This is a genomic window from Chryseobacterium urinae, assembly GCF_030518295.1.
Taxonomy (GTDB): domain Bacteria; phylum Bacteroidota; class Bacteroidia; order Flavobacteriales; family Weeksellaceae; genus Chryseobacterium; species Chryseobacterium mucoviscidosis.
Genome location: NZ_JAULSJ010000018.1, coordinates 33,701 through 57,232 on the forward strand (window position 1 = coordinate 33,701; position 23,532 = coordinate 57,232).

Genomic DNA, 23,532 nt, shown 5'->3' on the forward strand with positions numbered 1-23,532 from the left:
CATTCTGACGAAGGAAGAATCTGCTTGAAATTCTCACACACTTTTAATCTAAATGAAAACATAACTTTTTACTTTTCACTTTTTACCTGGCTCTTTCTCAATACGTTTTCGTCATATCACTGGGAATGATCAGATTAAAATCGGTGGGAATGTAATCTTTCTCAGGAACTTTTAATTCAGGATCATCCGATTCAAAAACAGAAATCACCGCCATTTTCAGGTTCGGATTCTTTTGTTGAATGTACCAGTAAATCCCGCCAAATTCCTTGCTGTGGTAGTTTCCGTTGTAATGGATGAATGTTTTTCCGGATTGCAGATTTTTCAGGATAGATTCCGCCATAGTCGCATCTTTTATTGCCTGAGCGGAAATAAAATTCATCACTTTGGTTCCGTCTGCGTGATCGCCCATCATCGCTTTCATTTCAGGGTAACCCGGTGTTTCAAGCGTTACTTTTATGGGAAGTTGTGCGATGTAAGATTTTTCTTTTTCAGATAAATTATTCAGAGATTCCAGACCTTCTTTGGCGGTTTGGGATGCATATTTTCTGGGAATATTGGTTGCGATGAAGTTCAGCTTTTTTGCTTTGGCAAAATCAACCAAAGGTTTATAATCGGTCGTGAAATTATTCCAGAGTCTTGCGGAATCTTTCAGTGTTTTCGCTTCTATTTTCCCGTTGAGATATTGATTCAATTGCGGCTGATTGTCTCTTTCGAACATTTCAGCACCTAAAATAAGCTGTCCGTTTTTCTGAGTATACAAACCTTCCGTCACTTTAAGCTGTAACCAATGGTTGATGGAGTTGTTATGATTTTCACCAAAGAAAACCACGTCGTAATCAGCCAGTTGTCTGATGAGTTTTTCAGGCTTTACTGATTTTCCTTTTTTGTCGTAAAACTGATAGGCTTTAAATTGCTGTGCCTGAAATGAGCAGAACATAGAAATAAACAGAGCGGTGAAAAGATTTTTCATTTTAATTTTGTTTTTTAAGCACGAATGGCTTTACAAATATCACGATATAATTTTAATTTTCTGTTGTTTTTTTAAACACTAATATCACAAATGGTTTCACGAATATCACGATATAACTTTAATTTTTTAATGATCCATTGTTTATTTTAACGCGAAGCTTTTTTTAAACACTAATATCACAAATGGTTTCACGAATGACACAAGGTAACGTTGATTTATTTTAACGCAAAGTAGATATTTTAAGGTAAATATTTTAAAGTAAGCAAAGTTATTCAGATTTCATCTGTTATTAAGCGAACGTTTTATGATTGCATTTGGCAATGTCTTAGCTGAGTGGCTAGTTCTATCATTTGCTGAACGAAGTGCCCTTGCGAACGAAAAAATATGCTCAATTAGGTCAAAAAGACTTCGCGTTCTTCGCGTTAAATATCGTATCATTCGTGAAAAATATTAGTGCGATTCGTGTTTAAAAAAGCTTCGCATTAAAATAAATCAACGTTACATTGTGTCATTTGTGAAAAGTACTCGTGCCATTTGCGTTTAAATTAAAAAAAGCCGCCTGTAAAAAACAAAACGGCTTAAAGAAACTATCTAACTATTTCAATTTATTTTTCAAGATCGGCAACGAGGTCTTTCCATTCCTGCAGTTCCGGGATTCCGGGTTTTCTTTTTCCGAAAAACTGAACGATAAAATCGCCCTCTTTATTGAAAACTTCAATGGCGGTCACTTCTCCGTCTTCCGTCGGTTTTTTCACAATCCATGCTTCCGCAATTTTGGTTACGTCCAGATGCAGATTGAAATCAGGATCCATCACGTTGAACCATTGCTGATGCCAAAGTGTTTTTTTCACATTTCCCGTATGAATCTGGATGATTCCTCTGTTTCCGACAAAAATCATGATCGGAAGTTCTTTTTCCGATGCATCTTCCAGTACGTTTACGACTTTTGAGCTTTCAATTTTCTTTGCAAAACCTTCGGGAGCCAGTCTCAACGCCTGCGTTCTGCTCACTCCGAATTTTCGGGTCATCATAAAGAAATCGTGGGTATCTTTCAGATTTGTCCATGCTTTTTGAAAGCCTTCTACATCAATTTCGGCATCCGGTTTTTCTTCTGCTTTCGGAGCTGCTTTTTCAAAATCGAAAGATCCGTTCTGCTCTTCTGCTTTATATTTTTCTGCCATTTCATCGAATGCAGCTTCGTTACTGTCTTTGGTAAGGTAAATTTTATGCAGCGCCAAACCGTCTTTTCCGAAAAACTGAAGACTTTTTTTATCTCCTTCCACTACTGCGAAAGCAAATTTCCAGTGATTCAGGAAAATCCTTAAATCAATATCTTCTCCCACGAAAAGCTGTGCATGAGGACTGCTGAAATCGCCGTTCAGATACACTCCTTTTCTTTCGTGAACGCACTCTTCGTTGCGTGTAAGCGCCATTACTTTTCCTAACTGCTCCACTTCTGCTAAAATATTCTGGAATTCCGGCTTCAGAACCCTTACGCCTTCTCCTACGCTGGTTGCCAACAGATCTGCTTCACTTACTCCCAGTTCTGCTGCGGCATTTCGGATTCTCAGATGCGGATTTTCAGCTTTAAGAGCTTCCCATTTTTCCTTCAGATCGTTTACTAATGTGCTCATTTATTTATTTTTTAATGGTTAAAATTGTGTAATTTCTTGTGATGGTTTCTTCTCCGGTTTTGCTTTTTACTTCTTCCTGCCGTTCGGAAATTTTCATTCTTTTAAAATAACTTTTGGAAACGGTTTCCTCCATTTCATCGGTATTGTACAACGTAAAACCGAACTGTGTAAAAGGGAGTTTTTCCATGAAATCCCGCTGTCCGAAAGTGAGAACAAATGTTCCGTTGTCTTTCAGAACTCTGTAAATTTCATTGAGAAAGTATGTTGGTTTTTGCCAGAAATAAACAGTATTTACGGTAAATATTTTATCAAATGTTTTGTCTTCAAAAGGCAGTTCTGTTCCTTCATACAGGACAAATTCAGCCTGATTTTCAAAATCTTTATTCAGTTTTATGGCTTCGTGATGCATGGTTTCCGAAATATCAATTCCGGTATATTTTACATCAATGGCTTTGTTTAAAATATTTCCGACATGCCCTGCATTTCCATGACCGATTTCCAGAACGTGTTCGTTGTCTTCTATTAAAAGGGTCTGTATGCTTTCCAACGTCATTCCGATGTTGGTTTCATTCATCATTTCGCCAATCTCGATTCCTTTTTCTCCTTGAGGATGGGCGAGATTCTGTGCTAATATTTTCAGTTTTTCTGTATCCATATTATCCAAAAATAATCATTGGGTGCGAAGTTACCGGATGATTGCAGATCGTACACGGAAAATTGTAGGCTTCCCGGATATTTTCTGCGGTGAAAACCTCTTTCGGAGTTCCGTATGCGGCAACTTTTCCTGATTTCATTAATAAAACTTTATCGGCATATTGTGCGGCAAGATTGAGATCATGAAGAACAACAATCGCAGAATTGGCTTTTTTGGTAAAATTTTTAATGATTTCCAATGCTTTGTACTGATGTTTAATGTCTAAATTATTTAACGGTTCATCTAAAAAAACAAGTTTGTGGGCAATTTCGTTCTGAAGCTGCGCAAAAACCCTCGAAAGATGAACGCGCTGTTTTTCGCCTCCCGATAAAGTGTTGTATTCTCTTTCTTTTAAATGCAGAATATCCGTTTCATTCATCATTCGGTTTGTCGATTCATGGTCTTCTGTTTTGGGCTGTGCATCGAAATACGGATAACGCCCCATCATCACGACCTCTTTTACTTCCAGCGGAATATCGTTGCTGTTGTGCTGTGAAAATTTGGCTTTGTGTTTTGAAAGCTCTTTCACATTCCAGTCGTTGATATGCCTGTTTTTGAATACAATCTGCTGTTCAGATTTAATTTCATTAGCAAGAATACTCAGAAGGCTCGATTTTCCTGCTCCGTTTGGACCGACAATTGCCAGAAATTCGCCATATTCCAGATGAACGTCCACCGAATCCAGAATATGAAAAGTTTTATGCTGATAACTGATCTGATGCGCTTTTATCATAACAGTGATTTTTTAAATTTAATTAAAATCGCAATGAAAACCGGACCTCCCATTAAAGCGGTTAAAATCCCGATCGGAAGTTCCGAAGGTTCCACAATACTTCTGCTGAAAGTATCTGCCGTTAATAATAAAATGCTTCCGCACACCGCTGATAATGGTAAAATAACAGCATAGTCTGATTTAAACAAAAATCTTAAAATATACGGAACGATAAGCCCGACAAAACCAATGGTTCCTGAAAATGCCACACAGCTTCCTACCATTAAAGCCGTAATAAGGATGATCTGCTTTTTTAATCTTTCTACATTAATTCCCAAATGCTGTGCATCTTTTTCGCCTAACATCATTGCATTCAACGCTTTACCTTTTGGCAGTAAAACCGTGTATGAAATAACCAATACGATTCCCAAAATGATATTCTTCGTCCATGTTGCAGCGGCTAAACTTCCTAAATTCCAGAACGTTAAATCTCTTAACTGGTCGTCTTTTGAGATGTAAATCAGGAAACCTGTAATGGAAAATCCGATCGCTGTAATGGCAACTCCCGACAATAACATCATCACGACATTGGTTTTACCGCCGCTGGTTGAAATTCTGTACACCAGAAGCATGGAAATAAAAGATCCGATAAAAGCAGCAATCCCCACCAATGAAAACTGTACGGCTTCAGGAAGAAATTCTCTGAAATATCCTCCCAAAACGATGGTAATGGCTGCAAGCAGGGTTGCGCCGGAAGTGAGCCCGATTAAATCTCCCGTTGCCAGAGGATTTCTGAACAATCCCTGCAAACCGGTTCCCGAAACCGCCAACATACTTCCGATAAGGATCGCCATCACAATTCTGGCTGCTCTTACGTCCCAGACTACATATTTATCGCTCATTGTGAGTGACTGATCTCCGTTCATTATTTTTTGTAAAACAGTGAATGCAGACTGACCTCCGAAATCGTAAACTCCGGTGTTAAGCGACCATACTGCAATGATGCAAAGCAGTACGGTGCTTATGATGATGTAAACGGATAATTTACCTGGTGCTTTCAATCAGAAGTTGGTTTAATTCTACTGCTGCCTGTCCTAATCTTGGTCCGAAACCGGAAACAAGACCGCCGTCCATGGCAATAATTTTTTTATTTTTTCCGGCATTGGTTTGGGAAACTCCCGGCATTTTTAACGCGCCTTCGTTTCCTCCCGCTCCCTGCAATCCGCTCGTGAAGAAGAATAATACATCGGGATTTGCCTTTACAACCGCTTCCGGTGTTAAAGGTTTGAAATCTTCAAAACCATTAACGGCATTCTGTCCGCCTGCAATTTCAATTAAAGAAGCCATCGGTGTATTTTTTCCTGAAACCATGAGCATATTTCCTCTTGCATAGATGAACAGGACTTTCGGTTTTTTGGCAATCGGCTGAATCTGTTTCAGATCGGCATCAATTTTATCATTCAGTTTCTGATAATCTGTATTTCCGACTGCTTTCGCTACTTCTGCGATCAGTTTTTTAGTTCCGTCGACGGTAAATTCCTGTTTAAAAATTTCTGTTTTGATGCCGGAAGATTTAATTTTCCCCATCAGTTCGGGATTGATGTCTTTATCGGAAGCCAAAATTAAGGTGGGAGAAACTGCCATAATCGGCTCGATGGTCATTGATCTTACGTGTCCCAGATCTTTAGCTGTCGATTTAAGAGATTCGGGAAAAGTACTTGTCACGTCGGTTCCCACGATTTCTTTTTCGTGACCCAAAGCAGCTACAATTTCAGTGATTCCGCCATTCAGCGTTACGATTTTATGAGCAGATTTTGGAGCTTCAGAGCTTTGTTCTGTTTTATTTTCAGTAGAAGCTCCTTCTTTTTTGCAGGAATAGACTGCCATTAGTACAGATGCGGCAAGAATGAATTTTTTCATGATATCTTTTTACTTGATTTAAAATTTTTAGAACAAGGGTTTGTATTCGAACTGCGGATAGCCTCTTTCGCCGCTGCTGCTCGTAAGTCTGGTGAATCTCAGCTTAAAGTAATATCCGTCCGGATCTTTGATGACATAAAATACATCACCTTTCACCTGATATCCGGAAGGTCCGACTTCTCTCCAGTTTCCTCCGATAACGCGCTGATCGTTATAAATGAATTTAGACTGATCGATATCCGAAACTTTAAAATTATTGTAGGCTTCAACACCGGTTGTGGTTCCTGAAGCTTTTACTTCATAAGCTCCTGCTCCACCTACATTATTGATGGTGATAAAGTCTGCATACACATAGCTTCCAGCTCCTGTAATGGTATTGGTAAAGACCGAAAAGCAAAGATCCCATTTCTTTTTTTCAGGCTGAATGAAAAGTTCTTTTTCATTTTTCAGGCTGACGAAATTATAGTTGTACGCGGAGTTTTTATTGATGGTTAATTCCTTGTGAGAGGTTGAATTTAATGGGGCATATTTTATTTTATATCCTCCGTTTGAAGTTCTCGAGATCTGAATTTTCATCCATCCTCTGTTTTCTCCGGCTGTGGTAACGCTTCCAGCAGGAACATTTCCTGTGTAAATTCCTTTCCCCATGTTCAGAAGGTATACTGCATTTTCAGATTCGCTGGGATTAATTTCTTCAATCGCGGTGTAACCCATGGGAAAATTTCCTTTCACATCATCAATATAAATGGTGTTGGAAGGGTTAAAATTCGCAACCTGTACAAGATCCTGCAAACCGGAAACCTGAGATTCTGTGACCAAATCGATATTCGCAGCATTCGGGATTTTTCCTGCTGCCATCATTAGAGAAGAATTAAGAATGACTTTAAAATTGCTTCCTGAATACAAAGCGAGATCCCAGTCGGTTCTTTTGGTCAGCACTTCAGAATCCGTTCCCAGATCAAACCAGACCTGATTGGGCTGTGTAGGTCCGCCAACGGTAGGATTCACGATGGAACCTTCAATTTTTGATATGGCAACGGGATCTTCATTATCATTAATACAGGACTGGGTGATAAATGATGTCCCGATGAAGAGGTAAAGCAGTATTTTTTTCATTTCAATGATTATTTTTAAAAGTTGTAGGTTAGTCTGGTGAAGTAGCTTCTGCCGTAGAAAAGGTTCGAGTTCGGATCGGTGGTTCCATGTGCGGTTCCGGCAACGGTGGTGTCTCTTACGGATGAAACATCAAAAATGTTTTTGACTCCTGCACTGAGTTCAAAATGATTTTTGAAAAAGGGCTGACTTACGACGAAATCCATCATGTTAAAGTTGCCGCGCTCTCCCACATAATAAAAAGGATGGGCAATATCCTGACTGTCTAAGACAAACATCTGAAGTTTCCCGACGTGTCTGTAAAACAACGAAACATTGGTTCCGGTTTTTGGGAGGGTATAGTTTGCAGCCAGTTTTCCTTCGAATGTGTAAAAGAAATCATCGGGAGAAACCAGAGTTCCCGAAAAGAGTTCTTTTCCGATGCCATAATAAGAGGCATTGGCAGCAAGACTGAACTGGTTTTTCTGAACTTTAAAATTGGCTTCAAAAAGTAATGATCTGAATTTGTTGATATTGATGTATTTGTACTGCAACGGACTCTGATTGATCTGCAGAACTTCTATTCTGTTTTTGAGATCCATGTACGTTGCGCTCGCTCCTACCTGAACATTCCATCCTGAATTGGTCGTGAATTTTTTGTCTCCGTTTAAAGAGATCGTGATTCCTTCTTCCGGTTTTAAATCTTCATTTCCTCTGATGTCGTGGTTGCTGTCTACAAAGTAGGTGTAGAGTTCATCAAAATTCGGAAATCGGTTCGCGCTTCCTGCAACGAGTCGGATATTACTGGAATCATCAATTTTACCTCTTACCGTTAAAGAATAATTGTGCTGTGTATCAAATTTATCACTCAGCGCCAAACGGTAACCGGGTCTTAATGAGAGCCAGTCTGTAGGATTCCATTCTGCAGAAATAAAATTGGCGTAATTGAAAATTTTTCGGTCTACATTATTTCCTGCAAAATCTCCTGCTATAAAACCTGCGTATCCTTTGGTATGATCGAGTTCATAACCCAACTGGAAATCTATTTTTTTATCATCAAGAAAATTGCTGAAAACACCTCGTGAATAAATGACATCTGCTTTGTTATAGGACTGATAAGCTTCTTTGGTTCCCATCACTTTCCTGTTCGGAATATCATAGGTAAAATCTCTGTATTTTCTGTCCTGAGTCTGATATGAAAAATCACCTGTATAATTGATGTTGCCTAATTTGGTCTGAACATTTAACTGATTAACGTATCTTGTGGTGAGGTAATCTCTGTCGGCAGAAGTATAGGTTCTGTTGCCTTCTCCTAAATAAAGTTCTGAAACAATCGGGCTGTAGAAATTGAGTTGTTCATTAACGAAGCCGAATTTATAGAAAACGGAAGTTTTATTTTTACTGTAGCGAATTACTCCGTCGATATTCAGAACATCTTTCGGCTGCCACAGATATCCTCTTTTTCCGTCCTGTTCAAAATATTTATATCCTTCCTGCGTTCCTTTGAATCCCTGAAAATCGTTATGATTGATATTGGCTCCGATATACCAGTTTTCATTTAAGTTATATCCTGCATTCAGCGTTTGAATATGTCTTCCTTCTCCTTTTTTGTACCAATTGTATTCTTTTCCTACGGTTTCTTCCTGAACGGAAGCATTTAACGTTAATTTTTTCTGAGTGCTTTTTTTGGTAATGATATTGATGACTCCGGCAACGGCATTACTTCCGTAATCCACTCCCATTGAACCTCTTACCACTTCTATACGTTCTACATTATTGATATTGAGTTTGGTGAGATCTATATTGTTTCCCAGTCCCACATCTCCCACCACAGGAATATTGTCAATCAGGATTTTGGTATATTCTCCACCCAGTCCCAGTAAACTCGCCGTTGAATTTCCGGAATTGCGGTCTGAAGTAATCAGGATGTTCAGACTTTGATTTAAAACATCTGCCACATTGGTTGCTGCCATATTTTTGATCTGCTGCGCGTCGATGACCTCCACTTTATAAATTGATTTATTAATGGATTGCTGAGTATACTGTCCGGTAAGGACAACTTCTTCAATTTTTTCCAGCTTTACAGAATCTTTTTTCTGCGCGTCCATCCACAAAATCATCGTTAAAGCAAGAACAGAAAGCAATTTCTTCTTCATAGGATCAAAAAATTTTTGACAAATATAATATTTTATTTAGAACAATTAAAAATAATTATATAATTTTGTAGAATAATTCTAAATAAAAATAATGTTATGAAACTAGGACTACTTATTGGAGGTTTACTGCTTACAGCGATTTCGGGAAATGCACAAGTAACAGCGATTAATGAAAATTTTGAATCTTTTACGGCAGGAACAGGTGCAGCATGGCCACAAAATAACTGGAACCGTGTGCAGAGTGGTTCCGGACCCTGGGTATATGTTGATAATTCAAATGCTGCGGACAAACATATCCAGTATTACAGCTTTTTCACAACGAATACACCGGGTTATGCTATTGCTCCGCAAATTGTTGCACCTAATGGAAGTCAGACACTTACGTTTAAATCTTCCCTTACAGCAGGATCTTCCGCAGGAAGCACCGGAACTATTGAAGTTGGATTTGTGGACGGCGTTACAACAGCAGATATGGCAAGTTTTACAAAGATTGGAAATACGATTACGCTTACTTCAACAGATACGCAGTATTCCGTACCGATTCCTGCATCCAATAAACAATATATTGCTTTCAGAATTGTAGGAAGTCTTAATCACACAGCGATTCAGTTGGATGATATTTCTTATGCCGTAAGTTCGATACTTGCAGTTTCAGATCAGGCAAAATCAAAGGAAAGTGTAGAGTTTGCCGTGAATTCCGACAATACCGCATTGCAGTTTGTTGCTAAAAAAGAACCGAAAAAAATTCAGATCTATTCAGCGGGAGGTCAGAAAACAGCCGAAGGAAAATTATCCGGAAGATCGTTTGACATCAGTACGCTTCAAACCGAAGTTTATTACATCTTGATTGAAACGGCGGAAGGAGAAATCGTAAAATCAAAATTCATTAAAAAATAAACTTTTCACAGGATCACAAAAGTTCACAGGAGCTTTATTGATAATACTTTCTATTTTTTCTAATAAAAGGCTGTCCGCAATAGTGAACAGCCTTTTAGTTTATGCTTCCCTCAGGAAGAGTAAAGTTATTTTTAAGTGACTAACTTTCTTCTTACAGTTTACAGAGTTTTAAATCCTTTAAATACCTGAGTAGAACTTTCCAGCATTTTAGAAACGTCTCTTCTGAAATTCAGCAAATGATCCTGCCCGTTGTGGCGGTTCAGGTGTTCTTCACTTTCCCACAATTCCACCATGAAAAAAGTTCCTTTGTTATCTTTGTCTTCAATAAGGTCATACTGCAGACATCCCTCTTCTTTTCTGGTTTCTCTTACCAGAATCTGGAAAAGTTCAACTGCTTCCATCAGATAATTCTCATTAAACCTGAAAAGCGCAACTACGTTTATGTTCATTGTTATTTTTTTAGTGGTGTAAATGTAGAATATTTTCAAAACCGAAAATATATTTCATGCTTTTATTTTTCCACATTTAACAGATTTTATCACTAAAAAACAGATTTGTAAATGGTAATTGAGCTCATCACGATGACCAGAGTTCCGATGATGATAAACATACTTTTCACAGGAAGTTTTGCCGTTAACATCGCAGAAAAAGGAGCGGTAAAAATTCCTCCGATCAGAAGACCGAGAATGATATTCCAGTGCTGAATTCCCAATGTGAAAATAAAAGTAATGGCTGCCGTTAAGGTTAAAATAAATTTTGCCACCGTAGAACTTCCCACCGCAAATCTCGGCGTAAAGGAATTTTTAATTAAAGTTCCCGTTACCAACGGTCCCCATCCTCCTCCGGCAAAGGAATCGATAAAACCTCCGATCACTCCCAAACGCGTTAAATTTGTTTTCCGTTTCAATTTTTTGTCCTGCTTATTTTTAAACGCATTGGATAAAATCTGAATTCCCAGATATAATGTGTAGAAAGAAATAATTGTTTTGGTGATTTTTGAATAATATTCTCCGAGATATGTGAGCGAAACCGCCCCGATAACGGCTCCGAAAACCGCAGGAATGGCGAGTCTTTTCACCAGACTTTTGCTTACGTTTTTCAGTCTGATATGACTGATGCTTCCGGCTGCTGTTGTAAAGCTTTCCGCAGAATGAATACTCGCACTCACCGCATGAGGCGGAATTCCGAGAAACAAAAGCGTGGTCGTACAAATTACACCATATCCCATTCCCATTGATCCTGCAACGATTTCTGCCAAAACTCCCACCAACATCATCCAGTAGAAAATGTAATTGTCTTTGGCTAAAACAGTGAACAGTTCATCCAGATAGCCCAGTTCATACATCGTAAAGGCAACAACCGACAGAAGTGCGATCGTCACAAAAAATACATTTAACCTGAACTGAACTTTTCCTGAAATAACCATTTTTTCTGTTTTCTATCGTTTTAAACCATTACTGAAATATTTATGCAGCTAAGAAAATTCACTTTAAATCAGCTTACCTTTTTAAATCTTTCCTAAATGACTAAGATTATGTTTGTTTAATTTACAAAATCATTACGGCTCCCACCGTTGAATTGCCTGTCTCGTCGATCAATACAGCGTTGCCTGTTGCATTGCTTTCTTCAAAGCTGTCGAAAACCAGGGGTGAAGCTGTTTTTAAACGGACTTTTACGACTTCGTTTAATTTTATGCTTTCAGAAACCGGCGTTTTTTCTAAAGTATTAACGTCTATTTTATATTCAATTTCTTTGATAATCGCTTTTAAAAGTTTGCTTTTGTGCTGAATGAAATATTTGTTTCCTTCGTTTAATTCCTTTTTATCCAGCCAGCAGACAACGGCTTCAATTTCATTTTCAACCTTCGGAAGGCTTTCGGTTTTTACTAAAAAATCGCCTCTGCTGATATCAATATCATCTTCAACATGCAGAACTGCGGGCTGATTGGCAAAAACAAATTCCACTTCTTTGCCTCCTGTTTCTATTTTTGAAATTTTAGTCTGAATATTCTGAGGTAGCACCGTAATTTCGTCACCTTTTTTGTAAATTCCCGAAAGAACTTCTCCTGCGTACCCTCTGTAATCATGCAGATTCTCCGTTTGCGGACGAATGACATACTGAACCTGAAATCTCGGACTCTGAAAGTTTTGATCTGAATTGATTTCAACTGTTTCGAGGAAATCCAACAGCGTAGAACCTTCATACCAAGCCATATTTTCTGATCTTTCAACAATATTGTCGCCATGAAATGCCGAAATCGGGAAATAATTTACATTTTTTAACCCTAATTTTTCTGCAACCAATTCATACTGAGCTTTTATATCCTTAAAAACTTCTTCAGAATACTCAACGAGATCCATTTTATTGATGGCGACCACCACATTTTTCATCTTCAATAAAGAAGCAATAATGGAGTGTCTTCTTGTCTGTTCAATCACGCCCTGTCTCGCATCAATCAGAATAACAATCAGTTGCGAATTGGAAGCTCCCGTAATCATATTTCTTGTATACTGAATATGTCCCGGTGCATCGGCAATAATAAATTTTCTTTTCGGCGTCGAAAAATAACGGTACGCAACATCGATGGTAATTCCCTGCTCTCTTTCTGCTCTTAAGCCATCGGTTAAAATAGCAAGGTCTACTCCGTTTTCGTTTTTATTTTTTGACTGTTTTTCGAGCGCTTCAAGCTGATCGATCAATATATTTTTACTGTCGTACAGAAGTCTTCCGATCAGGGTACTTTTCCCGTCGTCTACGCTTCCTGCCGTGATAAATCTTAATATGTCCACGTTTGTTTTATTAATAATGAGTAATTGAGTGAGGTTGAGAGTGAGGTTAAGGTTTAGGCTAAGATTAAGATTAAGATTAAAGGCTTACTACAAAAACTTCCATCTACCAACATCAAGCCTCCAACTTCTATCTTCCATCTTCTAGCTTCTAGCTCCCATCTTCCTGCCTCCAACTTCCAGCCTAAAAATAACCTCCTTTCTTCCGGTCTTCCATCGCAGCTTCCGTCACTTTATCATCGATTCGGGTTTCGCCGCGCTCGGAAATTCTGGATGCGGTGATTTCATTCACTACCTCATCCAAAGTTTCGGCAGCACTTTCTACTGCGGCGGTACAGGTCATGTCTCCGACGGTTCTGTAACGGACTTGTTTACTTACAATCGTATCATTTTCATCAATCTGAATAAAATCCGATACGGCAATTAACTGCCCGTCATACTCAATCACCTCACGCTCATGTGCGAAGTAAATGGATGGCAATTGGATATTTTCTTTTTTAATATAATTCCAGACATCAAGCTCCGTCCAGTTCGAAATCGGGAAAACTCTTACATTTTCACCTTTGTTGATTCTTCCGTTGTAGATGTTCCACAATTCGGGACGCTGCAGCTTCGGATCCCACTGTCCGAATTCATCACGCACAGAGAAAAAACGTTCTTTGGCTCTGGCTTTTTCTTCGTCTCTTCTCGCTCCGCCAATGCATGCATCGAATCCGAATTCTTCAATTGTATCTAATAAAGTGTGGGTTTGCAGCCAGTTTCTGGAAGCAAATTTTCCTTTCGGTTCGGTTAAATTTTTAGCTTTAATGGTATCTTCCACTTTTCTTACAATCAGTTCCGCGCCGATATTTTCTGCTAAATAATCCCTGAACTGCAATACTTCAGGAAAATTATGTCCTGTATCGATATGAACTAACGGAAAAGGAATTTTCATCGGAGCAAAAGCTTTTTTTGCCAGATGAACCAAAGTGATAGAATCTTTTCCGCCACTGAAAAGCAGCGCAGGTTTTTCAAACTGAGCGGCAATTTCCCTCATAATGTAGATACTTTCTGCTTCCAACTGCTCCAGATAATCTAACGTATGTGTCGTCATTTTTTATTTTTTTAATTAATGAGAATGCAGACCGCACTCTTTCTGTGAACTTTCCCACCACCATCGTCCGGCGCGCGGATTTTCTCCTTCTTCGATTGCTCTTGTACAGGGTTGACAACCGACACTGATGAATCCTTTTTTGTGTAAAGACAATTCCTGAACTTTATTTTCTTTCAGATAATCTAAAACATTCTGGTAATTCCAGTGAATTAAGGGGTTATATTTGTAAAGTTTACGATCGTCGTCCCATTCGAGAACCGGCATATTTTCTCTGTTTTCAGACTGTTCGGAACGCAATCCTGTAATCCAGACTTTTGCATTTTCCAACGCACGGTTTAAAGGTTTAACCTTGCGGATAAAACAGCATTCTTTTCTGTTTTCTATAGAATGATAAAATGCGTTGATTCCTTTTTCATTCACATATTTTTCTACGTCTGAACTTTCCGGAAAATAGACTTCGGTTTTTGTTTTATATCGGGAATTATTTTGGGAAAGCAACTCGTAGTGCTCGTAAAAAAGTCTTCCTGTATCAAGCGTGAACACTTTTACCGGCAGATGATTTTTGAAAATCATATCCGTAATTACCTGATCTTCCTGACCGAGTGAGGTGGAAAAAACAACCCCTTCAGAAATTTTTGAAGAAATAAATTTCAGTCCCTCTTCTGCGGAAAGCTGTTTGAGTAACTCTGCATCTTCTTTTGAAATCATATTTTGTTCATTTGAAGTAATGCAAATATCAGATAAAATAATTATCCTACCAAAAAAGTAGACTAATTATTTTAAAAAAAAGGATCTGATTAATCTACCAAATCCATTAACGTTCTTTTCTCCAGAATATTCAGCGAAGCATCACGAACTTCAATCAGAACGTCGTGTAGACCGCAATGATCTTCACTGCAGTCGTCGCATTTTTCGTAAAAATTTAAACTTACACAAGGAAGCAGTGCGATGGGTCCGTTCACAAGACGAATAATTTTCGCCAGCTTTACATTTTCCGGATTTTCTTTGAAAAAATAGCCTCCTCCTTTTCCTTTTTTGCTATCGAGAATGTCCGCTTTTTTAAGCTCAAGCAGGATATTTTCCAAAAACTTTAAAGGAATTTTCTTGTGTTCGGCAATTTCGGAAATAAGAATCGGTCCGTCATTTCTCTTTTCTACAAGATATGACAGTGCCTTGAAAGCGTATTGAGATTTTTTAGACAGCATTACTACAAAAATAAGAAAATTGTTTGATATGTATAATAAGGAGATCGGAAGTTAGAAGATGGAGGTCGGGAGTTTTAAGAGACCGTATTACTTCCTTCTTCGTACTTCCTTCTTCCGTCCAAAATCCCTAAATTTGCCACATGTTCAGTAAACAGGAAGCACAGCAGTTAAAGAAAGAGTTTTGGACGGCTTTCGGAAAGTCTTTTCCAAGAAAATGGATTTTGTACGATACCAAAATCAAGGATATGTCGTTTAAATTTTATGCGGATAAGAAAAAAGCGGAAGTTTCTCTGGATATCGAAATGAAGGATGAAGTTTTCAGAGATGCGTATTACAACAAAATATGGTCACTGGAAGATATTTTGAAGGATTTTATCGGCGATTTTCACAAGGAAGAATTTTATACGCTGGAAAACGGAAAAGTTATCAGCCGAATCTGGGTTGAAAAGCACGGTATTTCTGTTTTCAATAAAAATACATGGCGGGAAGCCTTTGAATTTTTTGTTGAAAAAATGGATGGCTTCGAGCGGTTTTATTATGAATATGAGGATTTTATAAAAGATGTTTAGTAAATAGTTTCTAAAGGATACAAAAATATATCATGAAAATAAGATATTGCTGGAGGTGCAGAATGGATGTTCCCATGCTTGATGAAGAAGAGGGGAAAATTGCTTCGAAATTATTAACTGAAGGATTTCAGGAAGTTAAAACAGCCAGAAAAACGCCTTTAAACGAAAATTTCAAAAAACTGCTGGATTATTACAATAATTTAACCGGTTTTGAAGAAACAAATCCTAATGCCATCATGCATCATTTCATCGATATGTATGGTCCTGATTGTGAAAACTGCGGAAAACCTTACCGGACGGAAACCGCTACATTCTGCCCTAAATGTGGTAACAAAAGAAAAATTTAAGGACTTTTTTCAATTTGATTTTTTCAACGCAAAGATTTATTTTTATCAATACAATTTTGAGAAGGCAAAGGCAAATGAAATTTGACTCGTGAAGCTTGAAAACAGATCTTATTAATTTAAGATTAGCTTATTTTGATTCTGAAATGCGGTAACAAAAGAAAAATTTAAGGACTTTTCTCAATTTGATTTTTTTAACGCAAAGATTATTTTTATCAATATAATTTTGAGAAGGCAAAGGCAAATGAAATTTGCCGCGCGAAGCTTGAAAACAGATCTTATTAATTTAAGATTAGCTTATTTTGATTCTGAAATGCGGTAACAAAAGAAAAATTTAAGGACTTTTCTCAATTTGGATTTTTTTAACGCAAAGATTATTTTTATCAGTATAATTTTGAGAAGGCAAAGGCAAATGAAATTTGCTGCACGAAGCCTGAAAACAGATTTCAAGGTTAGTTTTGTGTCAAGAAGATGAATCTTTTTAATCCAAATCAGGATCGGAAGCCGCGTAAATATTTTTAAACTTGTGATTAAAATAATTTCAGAATTAACCGCAAAAGATGCAAAAAATAATGATAAAGCGAATTTCAAGAATAATCAAAGCACTTAAAAGAATAAAAATCAAAGATTTTTAAAAACTATTGTGATCTTCTTATTTATAATTACCAGCTTTAAATAAACATTTAGTTCATCTTTTGCGGCTTTTGCGGTTAAATAAAAAGTTTAAACAGATTTTTATGTAAAATTCAACCTTCTGTTCTTATATTTTTCTGTATTTTGGTCAAAATAAAAATAACAGAATAAATTTTCAGCAAAATATAAACTGAAAAAATAAAAACTAATAATTAAAACAAAATGTCAGAAAATAAAATATTTTTCGCAGACGCAGCAGATCCTGAAATGTCTAAAGCTTATAAAAAAGCGCAGGAAACCTTTAAATATTTCTGGAGAGAGCAATCTTGGGAATACAGAAGAATTATTCCGGCACTGAGCGTTTCATGCGTGAAAGTGGCTTTTTCTCAGGAAGATCCTTCTTCAGACTCACCTATTGTAGAACATATGTGGATCAATGACATCCATTTCGATGGCGATCTTATCAAAGGCTACCTCATCAACAAACCGAATAAACTCACCAATGTTGAAGTCGGAGATTATGTGGAAATTTCTGTAAACGAAATCAGCGACTGGCTTTTTGCCATGCCGCAACGTGCAAAAAAAACGAAAGGACTTTCAAAACTGTTTTCATCTTCTTCAGAATCTCTTCCTCCGAAAGCTTATGGCGGATTTACGATCCAGAAAATGCGTTCGGATATGCCTCTGGCAGAAAGAAAAGCACATGATAATGCGTGGCAAATGGATTTCGGAGATTTTAATGATATTGAAATTGTCTATGAACAGAAAGAACATCCTGAAAATCTTGTGGAGCATCCGATGAGCAGAAATATGAAGGAAGAGCTGGTAAAATTCGTCGGCGAAAATCCGGATGAGATTACAGGTCAGGATATTAACGGCTACTCTATGCTTCATGCGGAAACAATTGCCGGAAATCTAAGTTCTGTGGAAGTGATTCTTGCAGCAGGAGGGGATAAAAATTTAAAGACAAAATCCGGAAAAACAGCTTTGGACTTTGCCCGACAACTGAATTGGGAACATATTATTCCTGTTTTGGAAGATTGATTTTATCTTAATTAAAGTAAGTTTGATGTTAGAAGATTGAAAATTAATTTTAACCGAAATTTAGTATAAGTTTTTGGCTAAAACCAATTGTTTTTTTTAATTGAATTTGTTTAAACTTTTAAAAATAAAATATTCTTGTTGGAAAACTCAAAGACGCAAGATTTTTATTAATCTCAAATCTTTAAGGCGCAAGAAAATCAAAGATTTTCAATAAAGATTGATGCTTAATTTTATCGCAGATAAAATCTATGCGCCTTAGGAAGAGACCGTATTTAATAAATATTTTCGCCTTTGCGATGGTTGTAACTATTAAGTTTAAACATCCTATTAAAATGTGCTAAAGCCAATTCCTATTGATATTTTGTCCTGATTTTACATCGAACTCACGATTAGTATATTAAAGAGAAACTTTCCCGTTTCTCTTTTTTGTTTTTATATCATTCACGATCTGAATACATTCTTTCCCGATTCGGCTACATTTCCCACTGCACAACTTTCCATCTTTGTACCATCAATTAAAAACAATAAAACATTTAAAAATGGAAACAAAAAAAGTATGGTTCGTAACGGGAGCGTCAAAAGGTTTAGGATTTGAACTGGTTAAAAAATTGTTATCCGAAGGATTTCAGGTGGCTGCAACAAGCCGCACTGTAAATTCTTTAATATCTGCTTTCGGAGAGGCTTCGGAAAACTTTCTGCCCTTAAGTGTAAATATTACAGACAATAATGATGTAAAATCTGCCATTGCAAAAACCACAGAGCATTTCGGACAGATTAACGTTGTGGTTAATAATGCAGGATACGGACAGATCGGAACGCTGGAAGAGCTTACGGATGAGGAAGCAAGGGAAAATTATGCAGTAAATGTTTTCGGAACTTTAAACGTCATCAGAAATGCAATGCCTTATCTTCGTGAGCAGAAATCGGGAAATATTTTCAATATTTCGTCCATCGGAGGTTTTTCGGGAAATTTTCCGGGTTGGGGAATTTACTGCTCTACTAAATTTGCAGTAGCAGGATTTACAGAAGCTTTGGCTGAAGAAGCGAAAGATTTCGGAATTCATGCAACAGTAGTTTATCCTGGATATTTCCGTACAGATTTTTTGGCTAAAGATTCGGTGAAAACTCCGGCAAATCCTATTCAGGCTTATGAAGCGGCAAGAAGTTCGGAACAGGCACATCTTGACGAAATCAACGGAAACCAGCCTAATGATCCTGTAAAAGCAGCAGATGTTCTGATTCAGCTGAGCAAAGAGAAAAATCCGCCGGTACATTTCCTTTTAGGCGTAGGAACCATGGAATTTCTTACCAATAAAGTAGATGCGATTACTGGGGATGCAAGGAAATGGGAGGTTTTAGCAAATTCTACTGGAATTTAATTATTTTCATTTTAGCTGACGACATAGGAAACTGAAGCGTTAAGAAAATTTAAATTTAATCCGTTAAAAAATTCCCACTGTTTGAGCGCGGGTACTGTTTTGAACCGAAACATCAATAGTAATCCGCGCGAGTTTTGGGAATTTTAGGATTAAATTTAAATTTTTAGTGAAAGGTTCCAAGTCTTGAATTTTTGGTTCTTTTGTTTCAAGACAAAAGAACAATTATTTTTAAAAAAAATCAGTAAAAACAATTAACTTCGTTATTATGAAAGAGACCTTCCGTTTTCATTCGATCTCCGATTTTCATGCTTTCTGTAATCTGCCGAGTCCGGATCATCCGCTGATCAGCTTGATTGATTACAGCAAAGTCCGCTATCCCGTAAATGATACGGAACTGAAATGGACCCAGAATTTTTATTCGGTGGGGCTGAAAAGGAATGTAAACGCGAAGTTTAATTACGGTCAGCAGGAATATGATTTTGATTCGGGCGTGCTGTGTTTTGTTTCGCCGATGCAGTTTCTAAGAATTGAGATGAAGCCAGATGTTGAGTTTGAACCGACCGGATATCTTTTGCTGATTCATCCTGATTTTCTTTGGGGAACTTCGCTCATCAAAAAAATGAAATCCTACGAATTTTTCAGTTATCAGATCAATGAAGCGCTTTTTCTGTCGGATAAGGAAGAAAAAATTATTGTGGATCTGTTTAAAAACATCGAAAAGGAGTATCAGACAAATATTGATAAATTCACGCAGGAGCTTATTGTTGCGCAACTGGAATTATTTTTAATCTATTCTGAACGTTTTTACGAAAGACAGTTTTTGACCAGAAAAAAATCCAGTCACGAATTGCTGGATAAATTTGAGGACGTTCTTTCGCAGTATTTCAACAGCGGAAATCTTCTCGAACACGGTATTCCTTCTGTGAAAACCATCGCCGAACAACTGAATATTTCACCCAATTATCTGGGAAGTTTATTACGCATCCATACGCAGCAGAACACGCAGCAACACATACAGAATAAGCTGATTGCTCTTGCAAAGGAACGTCTGAGTACAACGAATTTATCCGTAAGTGAAATTGCGTATGAACTGGGTTTTGAGCATCCACAGTCGTTCAGTAAGTTATTTAAACAGAAGACGAATCAGTCTCCGGGGGAGTTTAGGAGGTTGTTTAATTAGAATACAAAGATTAGATTTCTTAACCTATTCAAATTCGAAGAAAAACAATAAAAAAGAGAAGCCAAAAACTTCTCTTTTTCTATATCAGTTATCCAAACTTCTTCTTTCTCAGCCAGAAGAACAAACCTCCCAAAATACCAATAATCACTAAAGGAAGCAGCAAATTAAACCATTGCCAGTTGTTTTTCTCTTCCGTAATTCTCTGTCGGTCAAGAAGCCTTTCTTCGATGTTTCGGTTTCTGAGATCCATCAGATTGCTGTCGTCCAGAAGATAATCTAATGCATTTCTCAGGAACTGTTCGTTTCCAAACTGTTCGTTAGTAAGCAGATCTACGCCTAAAGGAAGCGGTTCGCCTTTCAGAACTTTATTTCTTCCAACATCTCCGTCGGCGATCACTATCATTTTATTTTCAGGGCTCGAACTTTTGAAATTCGGGTAGGATTTTCTTTCGATTCTTGAAGCATATGCAGAATTGAATTTTCCTTCTAAAGATACTGCATAAATCTTCGGTGTGCTTGGTTTTTCCATTTGTCCGAGACTGTCGACACTGGAAATTTCTTTCAGATCCACATAATTCGGAACCTGCTTTAGTAAAGTTCTTTCACTGGATTCAAAAAGAACGTTCGTTTTGATGTTTTTTCTTCCGCCCAATGTATCGATAGAAGTCGGGAATTCAAACTTTACGGGATTGATGTTTTTAGTGATCGGATTGTTACTTTCTGCAATTCCCAAAGGAAAATACGGCCACGGAAGACTGGTGTACTGTGGATTTCCGCTCACTTCTCCCGTTACTAATCTCAACAGCGCAAACTTCTTCACATCTTTTACCAAAGCCGGATTGATCCTGATTCCATAGTTGAAGAAAAAGTCCGTCATATTGATGTCTACAGGAAAAGGCATCACTTTCTGAGACCTCATCAACGTATCCATTTCTGCATTTACGGCATCAATCATCCACAAAGTTTTTCCGCCGTTCATGATGTATTGGTCAAGAATTACTTTTTCACCGTCTGTGAAAGCTTTTCTTGGTTTTGCGATCACCAAAGCATTCATTTGCTTTAAGGTCGGAATATCTGCGTTGGAAAGTTCGGTCTGGTTTTTAGGAATAATAGGACCTGCATCATAACTTTCCGTTGCCAGTTGCATAAATCCCTGAAATTCTCTTGGATTCAGCTCATCCTGATTCACCAGAATCCCGATTTTCTTTCTTTTATGCGCCGCAATATTTTTAATGTTTGAAACCAGATTGTATTCTAAATTTTCAATGGATTTCGTAAGCTGCTGATCGGCATCAATTCCTGTCTGCTGAACCACCAAAGGAATGGAAACTCCCCTTTTGTCGTATTTCACAACCGCATAAGGAAAGAGCATGATCTGAGAAACTTTGCCGTCTTTGATGTCCGGAAGCATGGAAGGCTGCATTCCCATCGCCATCAAAGTATCTTTAGACATTTTGGTTTTAATAGGATCGATGAATTTAAAATCGATCTTCGGATTAATTTTTCTGAATTCTTCCAGCATAAATTTCGTTTCGCTCTGAAGCTGCTTGAAACTTGCCGGAAAGTCTCCTTCCAGATAAACATCAACGACCAAAGGTTTATTTACAGATTCCAGAACCTTAACGGTATTATCGGAAAGCGTATATCTTTTTTCTTTGGTTAAATCCAACCTCATTCCTGAAATAGCAAGAATAACCACCAATGGCAAAACCACGAAAAGTAAAATTCCTAACGGAGATTTGAACTGTATCTTCTTCATCATTCTACTTCTTTTTATTAATGAAATGATTGGACAAAACTAATGTAACACCGATGATTAAAGCAAAATAAGCCACATCTTTAAAATCAATAAGACCTCTTGTAAAGCCTAAGAAATGCTGGTAAAACCCTACATTCTGCAAAATAAAATCTGCGCCTCCCAACAATTTATAACTTGCCAGTTGCTCGATCCCGAAATACATGATGAAACACATGAAAACGCCCAACAGATAAGCCATAATTTGGTTTTGGGAAAGCGAAGACGCCAAAATTCCCACTCCTGAAAATGCTGCAATTAAAATAATTAACCCGATATAGCTTCCGAACGTCATTCCCAGATCTACATTTCCGGCAGGAACGCCCAAAACATACACTGTGTAAAGGTAAATTAACGATGGAATCAGGCATAAAATTCCAACGATCCAAACCGAAAGAAACTTGCCGAATACCAGATCTGAAACTTTCAGCGGTTGGGAAAACAGCCAGTTTAAGGTTCCGGTCTGCTGCTCTTCCGCAAAAGTTTTCATGGAAAGTGCGGGAATAATAAACATCAGTAACCAAGGAACCAGAACGAAATAACTTTGCAGTGAAGCCATTCCGATCTCAAAAATGTTGGAGTCGTTGTCGAAAAAAAACAGAAACAGCGTCGCGATCAGACTGAAAGCAGCAATGATTACCCACGCGCTCCAGTTTCCAAAGTAGCTCCAAAGTTCTTTTTTTAAAATTGCAATCATAGTTTTATTGTCAAATGTTGATTGTTTTTAGTTGATTGTTGATTGTTGATTGTTTTTAGCTGACTTTTTTTGATGTAAAAATCTATTCAGCAACTATAAACACACAACCATCAACCGAATCATTACTTTTTCTTATTCTTATTTACCAGCTTCACCGTCATCATGATTAAAAATACCAGAACGAAAAATCCGGCGATTAATTGCCACCAGTATTCAATAACCTGAGCTTTTAAAATCACGGTGAAAACGACAAGGAACAAAATGAAAGTAGCGATTTCATTTGCCTGTCTTAGTTTTATATTGGCGGTTTCCAGTGTACTTCCGTTGAGTTCTTTCAGTTTTAAAACTTTTTTCCAGCACCAGTAATGGTAAACCGCTAAACCGATCAGGAAGGTTAGTTTTAAATGAAACCATGGCATTTTCATCAATCCTGAATTCAGGAAAATCATCGTCAGTCCGCAAACCGTCATAATTACTCCGGCAGGAACGGTGATAATGTTCCAGAGCCTTCGGGCCATAAACGTATATTGTTCTCTGAGGATTTTCTTCTTTTCTTCCGCAAATTCATCGGTATCTTTATAGTACACAAAAATTCTTACGAGATAAAAAATTCCCGCAAAATAGCTTACCATGAAGATAATATGAAGCGCTTTTATTATGGTGTAAAGCATTCTGAAAAATTAATGGCAAATATAATGTTAATGACAAAAATATTTACTAGAAAACAGAATA

General features: G+C 37.5%; 23 protein-coding genes. 6 read left to right on the forward strand and 17 right to left on the reverse strand.

Going from position 1 to position 23,532, the window contains the following annotated elements; translation table 11 throughout:
- Positions 1-97: 97 nt before the first annotated feature.
- The 8 genes from QWT87_RS12600 to QWT87_RS12635 form a co-directional block, all read right to left on the reverse strand.
- Positions 98-970, reverse strand: coding sequence for a ChaN family lipoprotein (locus tag QWT87_RS12600; protein WP_302716369.1), 873 nt, complete (start codon positions 968-970; stop codon positions 98-100).
- Between the two features lie 605 nt (positions 971-1,575).
- Positions 1,576-2,604, reverse strand: a complete 1,029-nt coding sequence (locus QWT87_RS12605) for a hemin-degrading factor (protein ID WP_302716370.1) — start codon at positions 2,602-2,604, stop codon at positions 1,576-1,578.
- 4 nt (positions 2,605-2,608) lie between these two features.
- A complete protein-coding gene (locus tag QWT87_RS12610; RefSeq protein WP_302716372.1) occupies positions 2,609-3,259 on the reverse strand; it encodes a class I SAM-dependent methyltransferase in 651 nt (216 codons plus the stop codon).
- 1 nt (position 3,260) lies between these two features.
- Positions 3,261-4,031, reverse strand: coding sequence for a heme ABC transporter ATP-binding protein (locus tag QWT87_RS12615; RefSeq protein WP_302716373.1), 771 nt, complete (start codon positions 4,029-4,031; stop codon positions 3,261-3,263).
- Entirely contained in the window at positions 4,028-5,071 is a 1,044-nt protein-coding gene (locus QWT87_RS12620; protein ID WP_268053672.1) for a FecCD family ABC transporter permease, read from the reverse strand. The genes QWT87_RS12615 and QWT87_RS12620 overlap by 4 nt, the downstream gene beginning before the upstream one ends.
- Positions 5,055-5,930, reverse strand: a complete 876-nt coding sequence (locus tag QWT87_RS12625) for a heme/hemin ABC transporter substrate-binding protein (RefSeq protein WP_302716374.1) — start codon at positions 5,928-5,930, stop codon at positions 5,055-5,057. The genes QWT87_RS12620 and QWT87_RS12625 overlap by 17 nt, the downstream gene beginning before the upstream one ends.
- A gap of 27 nt (positions 5,931-5,957) precedes the next feature.
- Complete coding sequence (locus tag QWT87_RS12630) at positions 5,958-7,046, reverse strand: HmuY family protein (protein ID WP_302716375.1); 1,089 nt, start codon at positions 7,044-7,046, stop codon at positions 5,958-5,960.
- A 14-nt stretch (positions 7,047-7,060) separates the two neighbouring features.
- Complete coding sequence (locus QWT87_RS12635; RefSeq protein WP_302716376.1) at positions 7,061-9,178, reverse strand: TonB-dependent receptor plug domain-containing protein; 2,118 nt, start codon at positions 9,176-9,178, stop codon at positions 7,061-7,063.
- 96 nt (positions 9,179-9,274) lie between these two features.
- On the opposite strand from QWT87_RS12635, the gene QWT87_RS12640 reads away from it, so the two are divergent.
- The gene (locus QWT87_RS12640) at positions 9,275-10,075 is read left to right on the forward strand and encodes a T9SS type A sorting domain-containing protein (RefSeq protein WP_302716377.1); all 801 of its coding nucleotides are present in this window, start codon (positions 9,275-9,277) and stop codon (positions 10,073-10,075) included.
- Positions 10,076-10,233: 158 nt separating this feature from the next.
- On the opposite strand, the gene QWT87_RS12645 is transcribed toward QWT87_RS12640, so the two are convergent.
- The 6 genes from QWT87_RS12645 to QWT87_RS12670 all read right to left on the reverse strand — a co-directional run bounded on the left by QWT87_RS12645 (position 10,234) and on the right by QWT87_RS12670 (position 15,159).
- A complete protein-coding gene (locus tag QWT87_RS12645; protein ID WP_087711034.1) occupies positions 10,234-10,524 on the reverse strand; it encodes a putative quinol monooxygenase in 291 nt (96 codons plus the stop codon).
- A gap of 92 nt (positions 10,525-10,616) precedes the next feature.
- Positions 10,617-11,501, reverse strand: coding sequence for a sulfite exporter TauE/SafE family protein (locus QWT87_RS12650; RefSeq protein WP_302716378.1), 885 nt, complete (start codon positions 11,499-11,501; stop codon positions 10,617-10,619).
- 121 nt (positions 11,502-11,622) lie between these two features.
- The gene (locus tag QWT87_RS12655) at positions 11,623-12,864 is read right to left on the reverse strand and encodes a sulfate adenylyltransferase subunit 1 (protein WP_302716379.1); all 1,242 of its coding nucleotides are present in this window, start codon (positions 12,862-12,864) and stop codon (positions 11,623-11,625) included.
- A gap of 181 nt (positions 12,865-13,045) precedes the next feature.
- A complete protein-coding gene (gene cysD, locus QWT87_RS12660; protein ID WP_302716380.1) occupies positions 13,046-13,954 on the reverse strand; it encodes a sulfate adenylyltransferase subunit CysD in 909 nt (302 codons plus the stop codon).
- Positions 13,955-13,969: 15 nt separating this feature from the next.
- Positions 13,970-14,662, reverse strand: a complete 693-nt coding sequence (locus QWT87_RS12665) for a phosphoadenylyl-sulfate reductase (RefSeq protein WP_302716381.1) — start codon at positions 14,660-14,662, stop codon at positions 13,970-13,972.
- 89 nt (positions 14,663-14,751) lie between these two features.
- The gene (locus QWT87_RS12670; RefSeq protein WP_076393217.1) at positions 14,752-15,159 is read right to left on the reverse strand and encodes an RrF2 family transcriptional regulator; all 408 of its coding nucleotides are present in this window, start codon (positions 15,157-15,159) and stop codon (positions 14,752-14,754) included.
- Positions 15,160-15,299: 140 nt separating this feature from the next.
- On the opposite strand from QWT87_RS12670, the gene QWT87_RS12675 reads away from it, so the two are divergent.
- From QWT87_RS12675 to QWT87_RS12695, 5 genes are all read left to right on the forward strand, one after another.
- On the forward strand, positions 15,300-15,728 hold the full coding sequence (locus QWT87_RS12675) for a DUF4268 domain-containing protein (protein WP_076393214.1): 429 nt from the start codon (positions 15,300-15,302) through the stop codon (positions 15,726-15,728).
- Between the two features lie 32 nt (positions 15,729-15,760).
- Entirely contained in the window at positions 15,761-16,075 is a 315-nt protein-coding gene (locus QWT87_RS12680) for a hypothetical protein (protein ID WP_302716382.1), read from the forward strand.
- Between the two features lie 852 nt (positions 16,076-16,927).
- A complete protein-coding gene (locus QWT87_RS12685) occupies positions 16,928-17,749 on the forward strand; it encodes a DUF2314 domain-containing protein (RefSeq protein ID WP_302716383.1) in 822 nt (273 codons plus the stop codon).
- A gap of 539 nt (positions 17,750-18,288) precedes the next feature.
- On the forward strand, positions 18,289-19,128 hold the full coding sequence (locus QWT87_RS12690) for an SDR family oxidoreductase (RefSeq protein ID WP_302716384.1): 840 nt from the start codon (positions 18,289-18,291) through the stop codon (positions 19,126-19,128).
- A gap of 265 nt (positions 19,129-19,393) precedes the next feature.
- A complete protein-coding gene (locus tag QWT87_RS12695) occupies positions 19,394-20,308 on the forward strand; it encodes a helix-turn-helix domain-containing protein (RefSeq protein ID WP_273136315.1) in 915 nt (304 codons plus the stop codon).
- 88 nt (positions 20,309-20,396) lie between these two features.
- On the opposite strand, the gene gldG is transcribed toward QWT87_RS12695, so the two are convergent.
- The 3 genes from gldG to QWT87_RS12710 form a co-directional block, all read right to left on the reverse strand.
- Positions 20,397-22,067: a gliding motility-associated ABC transporter substrate-binding protein GldG gene (gene gldG, locus QWT87_RS12700; protein WP_302716407.1), complete on the reverse strand. Its 1,671-nt coding sequence runs from the start codon at positions 22,065-22,067 to the stop codon at positions 20,397-20,399.
- A 4-nt stretch (positions 22,068-22,071) separates the two neighbouring features.
- Positions 22,072-22,800 (reverse strand): ABC transporter permease, encoded by a 729-nt coding sequence (locus QWT87_RS12705; protein ID WP_087711056.1) that lies wholly within the window; start codon positions 22,798-22,800, stop codon positions 22,072-22,074.
- A 122-nt stretch (positions 22,801-22,922) separates the two neighbouring features.
- Complete coding sequence (locus tag QWT87_RS12710; RefSeq protein ID WP_076393202.1) at positions 22,923-23,471, reverse strand: CopD family protein; 549 nt, start codon at positions 23,469-23,471, stop codon at positions 22,923-22,925.
- Positions 23,472-23,532 lie beyond the last annotated feature (61 nt).

Excerpts from the sequence above, each read along its gene's own strand:
- QWT87_RS12610 (WP_302716372.1), bottom strand. The coding sequence starts at position 3,259 with ATGGATACAGAAAAACTGAAAATATTAGCACAGAATCTCGCCCATCCT.
- QWT87_RS12675 (WP_076393214.1), top strand. The coding sequence starts at position 15,300 with ATGTTCAGTAAACAGGAAGCACAGCAGTTAAAGAAAGAGTTTTGGACG.
- QWT87_RS12710 (WP_076393202.1), bottom strand. The coding sequence starts at position 23,471 with ATGCTTTACACCATAATAAAAGCGCTTCATATTATCTTCATGGTAAGC.
- QWT87_RS12650 (WP_302716378.1), bottom strand. The coding sequence starts at position 11,501 with ATGGTTATTTCAGGAAAAGTTCAGTTCAGGTTAAATGTATTTTTTGTG.
- QWT87_RS12690 (WP_302716384.1), top strand. The coding sequence starts at position 18,289 with ATGGAAACAAAAAAAGTATGGTTCGTAACGGGAGCGTCAAAAGGTTTA.
- QWT87_RS12625 (WP_302716374.1), bottom strand. The coding sequence starts at position 5,930 with ATGAAAAAATTCATTCTTGCCGCATCTGTACTAATGGCAGTCTATTCC.
- QWT87_RS12670 (WP_076393217.1), bottom strand. The coding sequence starts at position 15,159 with ATGCTGTCTAAAAAATCTCAATACGCTTTCAAGGCACTGTCATATCTT.
- QWT87_RS12705 (WP_087711056.1), bottom strand. The coding sequence starts at position 22,800 with ATGATTGCAATTTTAAAAAAAGAACTTTGGAGCTACTTTGGAAACTGG.
- QWT87_RS12680 (WP_302716382.1), top strand. The coding sequence starts at position 15,761 with ATGAAAATAAGATATTGCTGGAGGTGCAGAATGGATGTTCCCATGCTT.
- gldG (WP_302716407.1), bottom strand. The coding sequence starts at position 22,067 with ATGAAGAAGATACAGTTCAAATCTCCGTTAGGAATTTTACTTTTCGTG.
- QWT87_RS12635 (WP_302716376.1), bottom strand. The coding sequence starts at position 9,178 with ATGAAGAAGAAATTGCTTTCTGTTCTTGCTTTAACGATGATTTTGTGG.
- QWT87_RS12665 (WP_302716381.1), bottom strand. The coding sequence starts at position 14,662 with ATGATTTCAAAAGAAGATGCAGAGTTACTCAAACAGCTTTCCGCAGAA.
- QWT87_RS12605 (WP_302716370.1), bottom strand. The coding sequence starts at position 2,604 with ATGAGCACATTAGTAAACGATCTGAAGGAAAAATGGGAAGCTCTTAAA.
- QWT87_RS12685 (WP_302716383.1), top strand. The coding sequence starts at position 16,928 with ATGTCAGAAAATAAAATATTTTTCGCAGACGCAGCAGATCCTGAAATG.
- QWT87_RS12695 (WP_273136315.1), top strand. The coding sequence starts at position 19,394 with ATGAAAGAGACCTTCCGTTTTCATTCGATCTCCGATTTTCATGCTTTC.
- QWT87_RS12600 (WP_302716369.1), bottom strand. The coding sequence starts at position 970 with ATGAAAAATCTTTTCACCGCTCTGTTTATTTCTATGTTCTGCTCATTT.
- QWT87_RS12630 (WP_302716375.1), bottom strand. The coding sequence starts at position 7,046 with ATGAAAAAAATACTGCTTTACCTCTTCATCGGGACATCATTTATCACC.
- QWT87_RS12640 (WP_302716377.1), top strand. The coding sequence starts at position 9,275 with ATGAAACTAGGACTACTTATTGGAGGTTTACTGCTTACAGCGATTTCG.
- QWT87_RS12645 (WP_087711034.1), bottom strand. The coding sequence starts at position 10,524 with ATGAACATAAACGTAGTTGCGCTTTTCAGGTTTAATGAGAATTATCTG.
- QWT87_RS12615 (WP_302716373.1), bottom strand. The coding sequence starts at position 4,031 with ATGATAAAAGCGCATCAGATCAGTTATCAGCATAAAACTTTTCATATT.
- cysD (WP_302716380.1), bottom strand. The coding sequence starts at position 13,954 with ATGACGACACATACGTTAGATTATCTGGAGCAGTTGGAAGCAGAAAGT.